The following is a 14,036-nucleotide window of genomic DNA, read 5'->3' as shown; positions in this document are numbered from 1 at the left end:
CCGCGGCCTGGTCGCTCACGTCACGGGGTTGAATTTTGCAACAGCTAAGCCGCTCCTCAAGAACTGCACGGACGAAGAGACCACCGCAGTCGTAGAGGCGGTCGAGGACATCAAAGTCCGGACCTACAACCTCCCCCTGAGTGGGTAGACGAAGGTATCGCTCCCCCAGTGGAGACAGCCTGATGTTCGTTCCCAGTGACTCATCCGAGGTGAAGGATCAGAAGATGGGGGCAGAAACGCTCATCGTCATGGAAGAAGAAGATGCGTGCGGGTAGTAAACAAAAGCGGTGCTCAGCACCAGAAAGACTTATGGCGAGGAGACCAATAATTAGACAGCGGTTCGACGAGGTGCAGAGACACCTCGAAAAGCGGAACGGAAGCGTCGAGTCAATTGCAGAGCGCGTGGGCGTGTCTGTATCAACTGTCGGCAACATCCGACGGGCCGGTAGCTGGGACAGGTTTGAGAGCAGACGGCTGTATCAGAAGCGGCAGGAGTCGGCAGAACGAGCAATGCACCCAGCGCAGCGACCTACGAGTCACAACGTCACTGTGACGAAGGATGTACGGAAGCAGCAGGGCGTAGGACAGACCAAACGCCCAACCCGCTAGATGGCGTCATTAGTATCGTGGCCGGGCAGAAGCAGAGGTTCGACAAGTACATCGCGAGGTACAACGAAGCACTTGAGTTCCTGCACCGCGAGACCGCTGACGTGCGACGGGAGAACGCCGAGCTTAAGGAGTGCGTGTCGGAGCAACAGAAGGCTGAGGAACGCGCAGCAGCTAAGGCTCGCCAGCGCACGGACAACCCAACGTTTGTTGACCGTGTAACTCGGAGGTTCAAGTCGTGAGCGGCACTGCCGCCGGCGGAGCTAAGGCCGCTGAGAAAAACAAAGCCAAGCACGGCCCAGACTTCTATAAACGCATCGGCGCTCTTGGAGGTCGAGCTGGGAAGACAGGCAAGTTCGCATTTACGAAGGTAGGGCCGGACGGTATGACTGGAACGACAGCGAGCGCTTGTCGCAGGAGCGGTCGGTGGCCGGTTAAATAAACGACCATCGAAGAAGGGCGCAATCGAGTCCTGAGACGGAATCAGCTGGATGAGAATGCGATGAAAAGCTGGATGCCTCGTGAGACTGATGCCGCGGCGACCCCTAGTGTCACAACCAGGATCAGCGGACCACGCCAGTTGCGCTTCGCAAGCTTGACCGGCCACGAGCGATCCCTACGCATGATCACGAGTCCGACGACGTTCCAGATGTAGAGGAACCCCAGAATCGGAGCCACGAACCACATGATCGCTTGACCTAGCATGCGGGCATCGTACCTAGACATCACCAGGCCGCTTGCAAGAGCGACAGACGAAGATCAACGATCCTAAGTCGTCGTCCTGCTTCAGTTCACGGATGTGCATCGGGAAGAGCGACATCTTCAGGCAACACACTGCAGACCTTGTCGTTTAGCCCGTTGGCGACCATCCACGCAATGACGCGGCCACGGATCTTGTCTGCACGGGCCGGTGGGCGTTTAGGCAGAGGGCCGAGATCTGTTGATCGCCTTCTGCGGCGCTCGCTCCCCACAGGCAACCCGAGAAACTCCACGATCTCACACGCAGTCTTGCCGGCCTCAGCGTAGGCCAGGACTTCATCAAGGTGATAGTGACGACGTGGCATAGTTAGTAACACTATAAAGGAGAAATTATGGAAGATCAAAAGTATTGGCGTTTGAACTATGAAATCAGTCCGTGGCTGTCAAAGACTCGGTATGGTACCGAGAAAACGACTGCACCTGGCATAGGAAAGATGGTTCACACGAATTAGGCTCGTCTAGCAGCACTAGGAATGGTGGTCACCCGAGTAGCCAATTTAGCGCTGCAAGCCCGCTGGTTACGACGTCGAGCTTATTGAGACATTCGAGGTCGAATCATGATGTCCGTACCCCGGCGAAAGAAGCGACTGATCATCGTCGACTTCCTCGCTGACATGATGTTCTACCTCTTCATCTGTGGCGTGACCATCGCCCTCGCTGCGGCCGGCGCGTTCTGGTTCATACACACGTGCGCTGGTACTAGTTCAGCGTGTCCACCCCGGCATCCGACCTCCCGTCGTGCCGGGGTGAATCCGCTGGTTACCTTTAGACGCCTAGAGCGGACTCCACCGCAACCGTGAAACCGAAGTACAAGTGACCCAGACTCAGCATCGAGCTGAGGACACAGTGCTTGTAGAACTGTTCCATCTGACCGTCCGCCGTCAGCTCGGCAAGCGCATCTCTTCTCTTGCCCCAGTGAAGTGTGTCCCCGTAGTTGAAATCCAGGATCAGATTGCTCGGGTTTACGTTCGCGAACGTTAAGGGTCGACGTTCGTCGACTTCTTTGTGAGCCACCAACTTCCTAGATATATAAGTTTCCAACATCTGCTTGCTTATCTCTTTACGGGCTATTTTCCAACCGTCAAGTACAACCTGACCCCGCTTCGCACGTGAGCTGGTCTCATTCTGCAGTTTTTTGTTCAGGATCTTGAACGCTTTGTCAAACGAAGCCTCGTCACTTTCGTTGTTGATCAGCCTGAAAGTCGCAGAGGCTGCCGTGAACGCTTCTTCACTAGGCAAGACGGCGGATACAGACGTCTCTTCGTTTTGGGTTGTCATGGAAAGTGAGCCCAGCTTGTCATTGAAAACAGAGTACTTTGCGAGACGACGGCAGTAAGTGACGTACTGCTCTAAGAGTTCACGCTCTTCATCAGACAACGCCAGCTTCGGGAAGCCTGCGGGGCTTGGGAGCTTGAACGCGTAAGTCAACTGCTGCCAGTGATAGCTGAAGGCGTCAAGGTTACTTGCTTCTTCCCGCAGGGGGATTGGGAAGAGGAGGTCTTCCGGCAGCACAGCATCATGCAGCGGCAGGGACTTCAACGTGTACTTCCCCGTATACGGGTCGAGCCGACGCGCAACTATTCGGTGCATGATCGCGAACTCGCCGTAGTCAAAGCTCGCGAAAGTGGTCCCGTAAGGCACCGGTTCATAGCCCGGTCCGTACTTTTCGTCGATCCAGGCTTGTGCGTTGCCTGTCCCCCACGGCTGAGTGTGACTGTGAAACAACAAAACCTCCCGTTCTCGTTTTGACCATCGTAGGTTTCTCTGGCAGTGCGCAAAGCTAATGAAATGAAGTGATATGAGTGAATGACAACATAACCACCTGACCGCTGGTCAGACAACGACAGCATCTCCTTCCAGGTGGAGCGAGCCAACTACAATGAGACGACGGTTGACGCAGGGACTGCACGAGCGATCGCAGCACAGTGGGACTCCCCAGCCGCACGAGCACTGCACTCCTTCGTCACGACCGGCGCTGTTATCGCGGAGCTGTTCGATGACCTGGGCGTGGCGATGAACCAGGCACCAGATGACAGAGCACGTTCGCTCATCGAGGCAGTCGCCTTGTTTGCGAGTACTACAGAAGACTCCGGACCAGTTGAGGGTTGGGCGAGTATCTGGGTCGAGACGCTCGAGGGACCGCTTGAGTGGAATGCTGAACCTCCGGCCTCGGATGGGAGCACATCGACATGGAAGCTCACACCATCCGCATCGTTCGGACGCGCGCACCATCGTCGACGGCGAGGTCGAAACGGGTGAGCCGAAGACGGATCGATCGAAGCAAGATCTCCCGATCCCCGACCCGGTATACACGTCGCTCATTCACGCTCGTGCTGTGCAGCGCCAGAAGATGTCACGGGCCGGTGACAAATTCCATGACAGCGGATACTTGTTCGTTAACGAGCTGGGAGTGCCTGTGTAACCCGACTAACTGAGGGATCGATGGAAGGCCGCGTGCGGACGAGCTGGCGTGCCAGTCATCAACCTGCTCGACGAACGGCATACGTGCGCCACGCTGATGATCCTCGATGGCGTATCCATTCCGACGGTTTCTACCTGGTAATGACACGCGACGGCAGCATTCACGATGGCTCGGTACTGGCACAACCAGCCGTACGCATTGGTGGTGGCGGCGGCGAGTTACGGAGCGCTTGTGACAAAACGTGATGAGAATCCGGTGTCTGTGAGGCCAGATCGGGGCCATAACCCCTTTGACCAGCGTGGGCGCAGAGGGGTTCGAACCCCCGACCGCTGGTGTGTAAAACCAGAGCTCTACCGCTGAGCTATACGCCCCGTCGTTCCCCGACCGAGCCGGGGAACGCGCTCAAGAATCTAGCGTGGCGAGAGCGTTCTCCCAAGCCCCCTGGTCACGGGCCTCGCCCGGACCCATCATCTCGGCGAACCGCACCACTCCGGACGTGTCGATGAGGAAGGTGCCGCGGTTGGCGAACCCGAGGTCCTCGTTGAACACGCCGTACTGCTGCGCCACGGCGCCGTGCGGCCAGAAGTCCGACAGGAGCGGGAACGTGTATCCCTGCTCGGCGGACCAGATCTTGTGCGTGGGAGGCGGACCGACCGAGACGGCGAGCACCGCGGTGTCGTCGTTCTCGAACTTCGGCAGCTCGTCGCGCACCCGGCAGAGTTCACCCTGGCACGTGCCGGTGAACGCGAGCGGGAAGAAGATCAGCAGCACGTTCTTGGTGCCGCGATAGTCCGACAGCGTGACGGGCTGGTTGTTCTGGTCCTTCAACGTGAAGTCGGGAGCCTCGACTCCCACCTCGAGCGTCATCAGCGCTTCGTGGGCTGAGCCTTGGGCTGCACCAGCCGACTGCCGATCCACGCACCGAGGTTCGTGGTGGAGGTCTGGGTGAGGCCCGCGGTGGGTGCGGACTCGGCGATCTCGCTGGGCTCGACATGGCCGGACTGGCCTGTCTTGGGAGTGAGGACCCACACGAAACCGTCGTCGGAGAGGGGGGTGATGGCGTCCATGAGGGCGTCGACCAGGTCTCCGTCCCCGTCGCGCCACCACAGCAGCACGACGTCGACCACCTCGTCGGAATCCTCGTCGACGGTCTCGCCGCCGATCATCTCCTCGACGTCGGCCCGCAAGTCGTCGTCGGTGTCCTCGTCCCAACCCAACTCTTGCACGACCATGTCGCGGGTGACTCCGAGCTTCTGGGCATAGTTCTGGGCGTCCGCCGCGGCGACCACGGTCGTGTCCTCCTTCGAGTCGTGAACCCGATCGAGACCGACCGGGCGATACAGCAAAGTGTGCAGTAGTCAAAGCGAACAGGGTCGGGCGCCCCGGCGCAAGCCGACGCGGCGATCTGCGCGTTTTTCCGTTGCATTGATTTCACGCTTACCCAATCGGGAACCACCTGCACCAAGCGGGGTCCGATGGGGCAGGATTGACCTCGATCACCCGAGATTGACCCAGATCACCGTGAAGCTGCACAGCGGGCCGGCGTCACAGGACCGGCTCGCACTGGACCGGGAGCACACCATGCTCCCGCCACATCGAGGAGAACACACGTTGTCGGAATCGACGAAGGAAGAGCGCACCGACGCGGCAGACGCCGCGATGGGCGCTGTCGCCAGGAAGGCGAGCACGGACGGCCGTGTTCGCGTCATCCGAGAGGGGGTGGCGTCGTACCTTCCGGACATCGACAGTGACGAGACCGACGAGTGGATGGAATCCTTCGACCAGCTCCTCGAGCGCTCCGGGCCGCAGCGCGCCCGCTACCTGATGCTGCGCATGCTCGAGCGTGCCGGTGAGAAGCGTGTGTCCATTCCCGCGCTGACGTCGACCGACTACGTCAACACCATCCCCACCGAGAACGAGCCGTGGTTCCCCGGCGACGAGTCCATGGAACGCCGCTACCGCGCCTGGATCCGCTGGAACGCCGCGATCATGGTGCACCGCGCGCAGCGCCCCGGCGTCGGCGTCGGTGGCCACATCTCCACGTACGCCTCGTCCGCTGCTCTGTACGAGGTGGGCTTCAACCACTTCTTCCGCGGCAAGGACCACCCGGGCGGCGGTGACCACATCTTCATCCAGGGCCACGCCTCCCCCGGCATCTATGCCCGCGCGTTCCTCGAGGGTCGCATTCCGGCCGAGCGCATGGACGGCTTCCGGCAGGAATACAGCCACGCGGATCAGGGTGGCGGCCTGCCGTCGTACCCGCACCCGCGTCTGATGCAGGACTTCTGGGAGTTCCCGACGGTGTCGATGGGCCTCGGCCCGATGAACGCCATCTACCAGGCGCGCTTCAACCACTACCTCGCCGACCGCGGCATCAAGGACACCACCGATCAGCACGTGTGGGCGTTCCTCGGCGACGGCGAGATGGACGAGCCGGAGTCGCGAGGCCTCGCTCACGTGGCTGCCACCGAGGGTCTGGACAACCTGACCTTCGTCGTCAACTGCAACCTGCAGCGCCTCGACGGCCCGGTGCGCGGCAACGGCAAGATCATCCAGGAACTGGAGTCGTTCTTCCGTGGCGCCGGCTGGAACGTCATCAAGGTCGTGTGGGGCCGCGAGTGGGACACGCTCCTGCACAAGGACCGCGACGGCGCGCTGGTGAACCTGATGAACACCACGCCCGACGGCGACTTCCAGACGTACAAGGCCAACGACGGCAGTTACGTCCGCGACAACTTCTTCGGTCGCGATCCGCGGACCAAGGAACTGGTCAAGGATCTGAGCGACGCCGAGATCTGGAACCTCAAGCGCGGTGGCCACGACTACCGCAAGGTCCACGCCGCGTACGCCGCCGCGATGGAGCACAAGGGCCAGCCGACGGTGATCCTGGCGCACACCATCAAGGGCTACACGCTGGGCAAGCACTTCGAGGGCCGCAACGCGACCCACCAGATGAAGAAGCTGACGCTGGACGACCTCAAGGCGTTCCGCGACATCCAGCACATCCCGATCTCCGACGAGGAGCTCGAGAAGGATCCGTACCTGCCCCCGTACTACCACCCGGGCGAGGACTCCCCCGAGATCCAGTACATGCTCGATCGCCGCAAGGCCCTGGGCGGATACGTCCCGGAGCGTCGCACTTCGGCGAAGCCGCTGCCCATGCCGCCCGACTCGACCTACAAGTCGATCATGAAGGGTTCCGGCAAGCAGGAGGTCGCGACGACCATGGCGCTCGTCCGCGTCATGAAGGAACTTCTTCGCGACAAGGAGATCGGCCATCGCGTCGTGCCGATCATCCCCGACGAGGCCCGCACCTTCGGTATGGACTCGTGGTTCCCGTCGCTCAAGATCTACAACCGCAACGGCCAGCTCTACACCTCGGTCGACTCGGAACTGATGCTCGCCTACAAGGAGAACGTCACCGGCCAGATCCTGCACGAGGGCATCAACGAGGCCGGCTCGACGTCGTCCTTCACGGCCGTCGGCACGTCGTACGCCACTCACGGCGAACCGATGATCCCGCTGTACATCTTCTACTCGATGTTCGGTTTCCAGCGGACCGGCGACGGCCTCTGGGCCGCTGCCGACCAGATGGCCCGCGGCTTCGTGCTCGGCGCCACCGCCGGCCGCACCACCCTCACCGGTGAGGGCCTGCAGCATGCCGACGGACACTCGCTGTTGCTCGCGGCGACCAACCCGGCGGCCGTCGCGTACGACCCGGCGTTCTCGTTCGAGATCGCGCACATCATCAAGGACGGTCTGCGCCGGATGTACGGCGGCACCGAGGGTGTGGAGGGATTCGGTGGAGAGAACATCTTCTACTACATCACTCTGTACAACGAGCCGTACCGCCAGCCGGCGGAGCCGGAGAACCTCGACGTCGAGGGTCTGCTGAAGGGCATCTACCTGTTCCAGAAGGGCGAGGCCGACGGCCCGAAGGCGCAGATCCTGGTCTCCGGTGTGGGCATGCCGTCCGGGCTGCGTGCGCAGGAACTCCTCGCCGAGGACTACGGCGTGTCCGCGGACGTCTGGTCGGTGACCAGCTGGGGCGAACTCCGCCGCGACGGTGTCGACGCCGAGACCGAGGCCCTGCGCAACCCCGGCGACGAGCCGCGCGTCCCGTACGTCACCAGCAAGCTGCAGGAGGCGGAGGGACCCTTCGTCGCCGCGTCGGACTGGATGCGTGCTGTTCCGGATCAGATCCGTCAGTGGGTTCCCGGCCACTACACGACGCTGGGCACCGACGGGTTCGGCTTCTCCGACACCCGCACCGCGGCACGGCGGCAGTTCAACGTCGACGCGGAGTCGATCGTCGTCGCCGTGCTGTCCGCGCTCGCCCGCTCCGGTGAGGTGGACAAGGACAAGGCCGTCGAGGCAGCCGAGCGCTACCAGATCGACGACGTCCTGGCCGCTCCGATCTCCACGGCCGATCCGGGCGTCGCCTGACAGTTGCACCAGGCACGCCGCGTAAGTTCGTGGCCATGGCCGACATCGCTCCCGATTCCCCCGACGGTTCGCCGGAGGGGGAATCGGAGCGTGTCCGGGAACGCCGCGAGCTCCGCCGCGCCGCCGCGGAGGCCCACCGACCCGGTGGCGCGATCCGCGCGAGACAACAACGAGTCCCGCTTCCCGATGCACTGCTGCGACGGGTGAAACAGTTCTCCAGCAGGCTCTCCACCGAGGCGCTGACCCAGATGCAGGATCAGCTGCCGTTCGTGAGCGACCTCGATGCGTCGCAGCGCGCGAGTGTGCAGATGCTCGTGCAGACGGCCGTCGTCAACTTCCTCGAGTGGTTGCAGAACCCCGACAGCGACATCCGCTTCAGCCTCGACGCGTTCCAGGTCATCCCGCAGGATCTGGCGCGGCGCCTGACTCTGCGGCAGACCGTCGACATGGTGCGGGTCGCCATGGAGTTCTTCGAGCAGTGGCTCCCGGCCCTGGCGCGCAACGATCAGCAACTCGTCGCGCTCACGGAAGCAGTGCTGCGCTACGGGCGCGAGCTCGGATTCGCCGCCGCGTCGGTGTACGCGAGCGCGGCCGAGTCGCGTGGCGCGTGGGACACCCGGCTCGAGGCCCTCGTGGTGGACGCCGTCGTCCGCGGCGACACCGGCTCGGACATGCTCTCGCGTGCCGCGACCCTCAACTGGGACGCGACGGCGCCGGCCACCGTGCTCGTCGGATCGCCTCCACCGGATCAGGGCGTCTCCGTCGTCGGGACCGTGCACACGGTGGCGCAGCGCCACCATCGCGCCGCGCTCGCCGTCGTGCAGGGCACGCGTCTGGTCATGGTGGTCTCCGGTCATCTTTCCGGCGACCCGACCAGTGCCGCCTTCCTCGACGACCTCATGCGCAACTTCTCCGACACCCCGGTGGTCATCGGCCCGACGACCCGCACCCTCGGCGCCGCGCACTCGAGTGCCGTGGAGGCGTTCGCGGGGATGCAGGCGGTGGTCGGATGGCGGGGAGCACCGCGGCCGGTGCACGCGGGTGAACTACTGCCGGAACGAGCGTTGCTGGGCGATCAGGCGGCGGTCACGTCGCTCAACGAGCTCATCGTCCAGCCGCTCCAGGCTGCCGGATCGGCACTCTCGGACACGCTCGATGCGTATCTCGATTGCGGCGGAGCGGTCGAGACGTGTGCCAGGTCACTGTTTGTTCATCCAAATACTGTGCGATATCGGCTCAAGCGAATCGCGGAGGTGACTGGTCGGGATCCGACCAATGCCCGTGATGCGTACGTCCTGAGAATCGCGGCAACAGTGGGTCGCCTGTCGCAATCCCATAACGAAAGCCCATCACCGATAACAACAGTCACAGCCGGAACATTTGGGAATCTCATACAGTAACGGATCTTGCGCCAGGAACGATGCGACCCATCCTGCAGGGCGTTTGTAGGGTTCTGACAAATACGACCGACAAGGTTCATCGCGTAGAACATCTCCTGAAACGGCCTTCACAGTGTTTTCTTAGTTCCGTGATTGCAGTGCTTTCGCCCGGACAGGGCTCTCAGACACCCGGCATGCTCGTGCCGTGGCTCGGACTCCCCGGGGCCGCGGATCGTCTCGCCCTCTGGTCGCAGGCGTCGGGCCTCGACCTGACGCGGCTCGGAACCACCGCCACGGCGGAGGAGATCACCGACACCGCCGTGACCCAGCCGCTCGTCGTGGCCGCTGCGCTCCTCGCCTTCGAGGAGATCGAGCGCACGCACGGACTGCCGGAGAACATGGTCGTCGCCGGCCACTCCGTCGGTGAACTCGCCGCAGCCGCCGTCGCGGGCGTCATCTCCGCCGACGACGCGGTCGCTCTCGCCGCGATCCGCGGCGCCGAGATGGCCAAGGCCTGCGCACTGGCTCCGACCGGCATGTCCGCCGTGCTCGGTGGCGACGAGGACGCGGTGCTCGAGCGTCTGACCGAGCTCGGCCTCGAGGCCGCCAACCGGAACGCCGCCGGCCAGATCGTGGCCGCCGGTCTCCTCACCGACCTCGCCGAGCTCGCCGCGAACCCGCCCGAGAAGGCACGCATTCGCCCGCTGCCCGTCGCCGGCGCGTTCCACACGCGCTTCATGGCACCCGCGCAGGACGCCGTGGTCGCCGCAGCTGCCTCCATCACGCCGTCCGATCCGACGCGTCGCCTGCTCTCCAACCTCGACGGCCGCGAGGTCACCTCCGGCGCGGACGCACTGGCCAAGCTCGCCGGCCAGGTCACCCGGCCCGTCCGGTGGGATCTGTGCACAGCGACGCTGCGCGCGGCCGAGGTCGCCTCGATCGTCGAGCTCCCGCCGGCCGGTACCCTCGTCGGGATCGCCAAGCGCGAGATGCGCGGCACCCCGACGGTCGCCCTCAAGACTCCGGAGGACGTCTCCGGCCTCACCGCCCCGGTATCGGTCGGTTAGGTTACTGCGCGCAACCCCGCCGGTCCGTCACGGACCGGGCCGGGGATGCGCATCGCTCACCGCACGTCGTGAGGTGAGCGGGGCCGGTACGTAGCCGGCCCGACTCGAGAACGAGCGTTCGTCGAGACAGCATCCGCACCGGCGCACAGTCGCGCCGTGTGCACAGTTCCTTACACGAAGGGAGCCACTCCGTGGCCACGCAGGAAGAACTCATCGCCGGACTCGCCGAGATCATCGAAGAGGTCACCGGCATCGAGCCGTCCGAGGTGACCGTCGAGAAGTCGTTCGTCGACGACCTGGACATCGACTCCCTCTCCATGGTCGAGATCGCAGTGCAGACCGAGGACAAGTACGGCGTCAAGATCCCCGACGAGGATCTCGCCAGCCTCCGCACCGTCGGCGACGCCGTGAACTACATCCAGAAGCTCGAAGCCGAGAACCCCGAGGCCGCCGAGGCCATCAAGGCGAAGCTCGACAACCAGAGCGACTCCGCAGGCGAGTGAGCACGACCGTGACCACGCCCAGCACAGCCAACGGGGGCTTCCGCAACGTCGTCGTGACCAGCCTGGCGGTGACCACCTCCATCGCCGGTGACGTCGACGCGACGTGGAAGGGACTGCTGAACGGGGAGAGCGGCATCGACGTGCTCGAGGACGATTTCGTCACCGAGTTCGATCTTCCGGTTCGCATCGGCGGCCATCTGGCCGTCAATCCATCGACTCTTCTCTCTCGCGTCGAGCAACGACGCATGAGCTACGTCGAGCAGATGGCATACGTCCTGGGCAAGGAGGTGTGGAAGAACGCCGGCAGCCCCGAGGTCGACTCGGAGCGGTTCGGCGTCTCGATCGGCACCGGCCTGGGCGGCGGAGACGCACTGCTCGACGCCGACAAGAAGATGCGCGAGGGCGGGTACCGCAAGGTGTCCCCGCTCGCCGTGCAGATGATCATGCCGAATGGACCGTCGGCTGTCGTGGGGCTCGACCTGGGTGCACGCGCCGGTGTCATCACACCGGTGTCGGCATGCTCGTCGGGATCGGAAGCGATCGCTCACGCATGGCGGATGATCGTCATGGGCGACGCGGACATCATGGTCACGGGTGGGGTCGAGGGACACATCGACGCGGTGCCGATCGCGGCCTTCTCGATGATGCGTGCCATGAGCACACGCAACGACGATCCGCAGGCGGCCTCGCGGCCGTTCGACAAGGATCGTGACGGCTTCGTCTTCGGCGAGTCCGGTGCGCTCATGGTGATCGAGAGCGAGGAGCACGCCAAGGCTCGCGGCGCGACGATCCATGCTCGCCTTCTCGGCGCCGGCATCACCTCGGACGGGTACCACCTGGTGGCTCCCGATCCGGCCGGAACCGGTGCGGCGCGTGCGATGCGCCGGGCCATCGAGACGGCGGGACTGACGGCGCAGGACATCTCGCACGTCAACGCCCACGCCACGGCCACTCCCATCGGGGACACGGCCGAGGCCACCGCGATCAACGCTGCGGTGGGCAACCACGCATCGGTGTACGCACCGAAGTCGGCCCTCGGGCACTCCATCGGCGCTGTCGGCGCCCTGGAGTCGATCCTGACAGTGCTCAGCATCCGGGACGGGATCGTTCCGCCCACGCTGAACCTGGACAACCAGGATCCGGAGATCGACCTCGACGTCGTGTCGGGCGAGGCCCGTCGCGGCGAGATCGAGTACGCACTGAACAACTCGTTCGGATTCGGTGGGCACAATGTTGCGCTCGCCTTCGGACGCCACTGACGGCTCCGCAGCCGTCACGGCGTGACAGTCGTACGCGCACGAGGGCGGAGGTCCGGCGACCGCGGTCGCCGGATCTTCGCCCTCACCACCACTCCCCTGCCGGGAGCGGCAGTATGAAGGGGAGAACACGATGACCGTCCTCGCTCCGCACACCCGCCACTCCTCGTCGCGTGACCCGCGCGACCCCCTCGCTCGTCTCGAGAAGCTCTTCGACTCCGGTACGACCACCCCGCTGCACGACCGTGACAAGTCCGGTGTGCTGGCCGCCTCGGGTGAGATCGACGGAGTCCACACCATCGCCTACTGCTCCGACGCCACCGTCATGGGCGGCGCCATGGGAGTCGACGGCTGCAAGCACATCGTCTCCGCCATCGACGAGGCCCTGGACTCCGGAGCGCCCATCGTCGGCATCTGGCACTCCGGTGGGGCCCGTCTCGCCGAGGGCGTCGAGGCTCTGCACGCCGTCGGGCTGGTCTTCGAGGCCATGGTGCGTGCGTCGGGCACCGTTCCGCAGATCTCGGTCGTGCTCGGATTCGCCGCCGGCGGCGCCGCGTACGGCCCCGCGCTCACCGACGTCGTGATCATGGCCCCCGAGGGCCGGGTCTTCGTGACCGGTCCCGACGTGGTGCGCAGCGTCACCGGCGAGCAGGTCGACATGGCCTCGCTCGGTGGGCCCGACACCCACTTCCGCAAGTCCGGCGTCTGCCACATCGTCGCCGACGACGAACTCGACGCCCTCGCACGGGGACGTCGGCTCGTGTCGATGTTCAGTGAGCAGGGCGAGTTCGACCTGGCCGCCGCCCAGCACGGCGACACCGATCTCAAGGCACTCCTGCCCGCGTCGAACCGCCGCGCGTACGACGTGCACCCGGTCATCAACGAGCTGCTCGACAACGTCGAGGGCGAGTCGTCCTTCGAGGAGTTCCAGGGTGGTTGGGCGCGCAGCATCGTCACCGGGCTCGGCCGCCTCGGTGGTCGCTCGGTCGGTGTCATCGCCAACAACCCGATCCGCCTCGGTGGGTGCCTCAACTCCGAGTCCGCCGAGAAGGCCGCCCGCTTCGTCCGCCTGTGCGATGCCTTCGGCATACCGCTCGTCGTCGTCGTGGACGTCCCGGGATACCTCCCGGGCGTCAGCATGGAGTGGGAGGGCGTGGTCCGCCGCGGCGCCAAACTGCTGCACGCGTTTGCGGAGGCCACCGTGCCCCGCGTGACACTGGTGACCCGCAAGATCTACGGCGGCGCATACATCGCGATGAACTCACGGGCTCTCGGAGCAACGGCCGTCTACGCCTGGCCGGAGTCCGAGGTCGCGGTCATGGGCGCCAAGGCGGCCGTGGGCATCCTGCACAAGAAGGCACTGGCAGCGGCGCCCGATCACGAGCGCGAGGCGCTGCACGACCGTCTGACGGCCGAGCACGAGGCCATCGCCGGTGGTGTCGAGCGGGCCGTGGGCATCGGCGTCGTGGACGCGATCATCGATCCGGCCGCCACCCGCAGCACTCTCACCCGCGCGCTGGCGGACGCCCCGGCGCGCCGTGGTCGCCACAAGAACATCCCGCTCTGAGTGGCGTCGCCCCGTGAGCCTTTTGCGCATC

10 protein-coding genes and 1 tRNA gene are annotated in these 14,036 nt (G+C 64.4%); 7 read left to right on the top strand and 4 right to left on the bottom strand.

What is annotated here, in order from left to right; genetic code table 11:
* Window positions 1-626: 626 nt before the first annotated feature.
* Entirely contained in the window at window positions 627-848 is a 222-nt protein-coding gene (locus BR07_RS0112685; protein WP_027505763.1) for a hypothetical protein, read from the top strand.
* Between the two features lie 1,282 nt (window positions 849-2,130).
* Here the strand turns inward: BR07_RS0112685 and BR07_RS24430 are convergent.
* From BR07_RS24430 to BR07_RS0112660, 4 genes are all read right to left on the bottom strand, one after another.
* Window positions 2,131-3,006 carry a hypothetical protein gene (locus tag BR07_RS24430; RefSeq protein ID WP_051613358.1) on the bottom strand — a complete coding sequence of 292 codons (876 nt, stop codon included), beginning with the start codon at window positions 3,004-3,006 and terminating at the stop codon, window positions 2,131-2,133.
* A 1,080-nt stretch (window positions 3,007-4,086) separates the two neighbouring features.
* A tRNA-Val gene (locus tag BR07_RS0112670) sits at window positions 4,087-4,158 on the bottom strand.
* 31 nt (window positions 4,159-4,189) lie between these two features.
* Window positions 4,190-4,654, bottom strand: coding sequence for a peroxiredoxin (locus BR07_RS0112665; protein ID WP_027505761.1), 465 nt, complete (start codon window positions 4,652-4,654; stop codon window positions 4,190-4,192).
* Complete coding sequence (locus BR07_RS0112660; RefSeq protein ID WP_027505760.1) at window positions 4,654-5,076, bottom strand: DUF3052 domain-containing protein; 423 nt, start codon at window positions 5,074-5,076, stop codon at window positions 4,654-4,656. The genes BR07_RS0112665 and BR07_RS0112660 overlap by 1 nt, the downstream gene beginning before the upstream one ends.
* A 370-nt stretch (window positions 5,077-5,446) precedes the next feature.
* Here BR07_RS0112660 and aceE point away from each other — a divergent pair, with 370 nt between their 5' ends.
* The 6 genes from aceE to BR07_RS0112630 all read left to right on the top strand — a co-directional run bounded on the left by aceE (window position 5,447) and on the right by BR07_RS0112630 (window position 14,005).
* Entirely contained in the window at window positions 5,447-8,233 is a 2,787-nt protein-coding gene (gene aceE, locus BR07_RS0112655; RefSeq protein ID WP_027505759.1) for a pyruvate dehydrogenase (acetyl-transferring), homodimeric type, read from the top strand.
* Window positions 8,234-8,268: 35 nt separating this feature from the next.
* Window positions 8,269-9,633, top strand: a complete 1,365-nt coding sequence (locus tag BR07_RS0112650; RefSeq protein ID WP_081821256.1) for a PucR family transcriptional regulator — start codon at window positions 8,269-8,271, stop codon at window positions 9,631-9,633.
* Between the two features lie 128 nt (window positions 9,634-9,761).
* Window positions 9,762-10,679, top strand: a complete 918-nt coding sequence (locus BR07_RS0112645; protein ID WP_027505757.1) for an ACP S-malonyltransferase — start codon at window positions 9,762-9,764, stop codon at window positions 10,677-10,679.
* 191 nt (window positions 10,680-10,870) lie between these two features.
* Window positions 10,871-11,182: a meromycolate extension acyl carrier protein AcpM gene (gene acpM, locus BR07_RS0112640; RefSeq protein ID WP_027505756.1), complete on the top strand. Its 312-nt coding sequence runs from the start codon at window positions 10,871-10,873 to the stop codon at window positions 11,180-11,182.
* Window positions 11,183-11,190: 8 nt separating this feature from the next.
* Window positions 11,191-12,441 carry a KasA/KasB family beta-ketoacyl-ACP synthase gene (locus tag BR07_RS0112635; RefSeq protein ID WP_027505755.1) on the top strand — a complete coding sequence of 417 codons (1,251 nt, stop codon included), beginning with the start codon at window positions 11,191-11,193 and terminating at the stop codon, window positions 12,439-12,441.
* A gap of 130 nt (window positions 12,442-12,571) precedes the next feature.
* Window positions 12,572-14,005, top strand: a complete 1,434-nt coding sequence (locus tag BR07_RS0112630) for an acyl-CoA carboxylase subunit beta (protein ID WP_027505754.1) — start codon at window positions 12,572-12,574, stop codon at window positions 14,003-14,005.
* Window positions 14,006-14,036: the final 31 nt, after the last annotated feature.

The organism is Rhodococcus sp. UNC23MFCrub1.1 (assembly GCF_000686025.1).
Lineage (GTDB): Bacteria > Actinomycetota > Actinomycetes > Mycobacteriales > Mycobacteriaceae > Rhodococcoides.
This window is presented reverse-complemented; position numbering and strand designations above follow the sequence as displayed.

Bases quoted from the DNA above. Each gene is read 5' to 3' on its own strand.
- BR07_RS0112665 (WP_027505761.1), bottom strand. From the start codon at position 4,654: ATGACGCTCGAGGTGGGAGTCGAGGCTCCCGACTTCACGTTGAAGGAC.
- aceE (WP_027505759.1), top strand. From the start codon at position 5,447: ATGGGCGCTGTCGCCAGGAAGGCGAGCACGGACGGCCGTGTTCGCGTC.
- BR07_RS0112650 (WP_081821256.1), top strand. From the start codon at position 8,269: ATGGCCGACATCGCTCCCGATTCCCCCGACGGTTCGCCGGAGGGGGAA.
- BR07_RS0112630 (WP_027505754.1), top strand. From the start codon at position 12,572: ATGACCGTCCTCGCTCCGCACACCCGCCACTCCTCGTCGCGTGACCCG.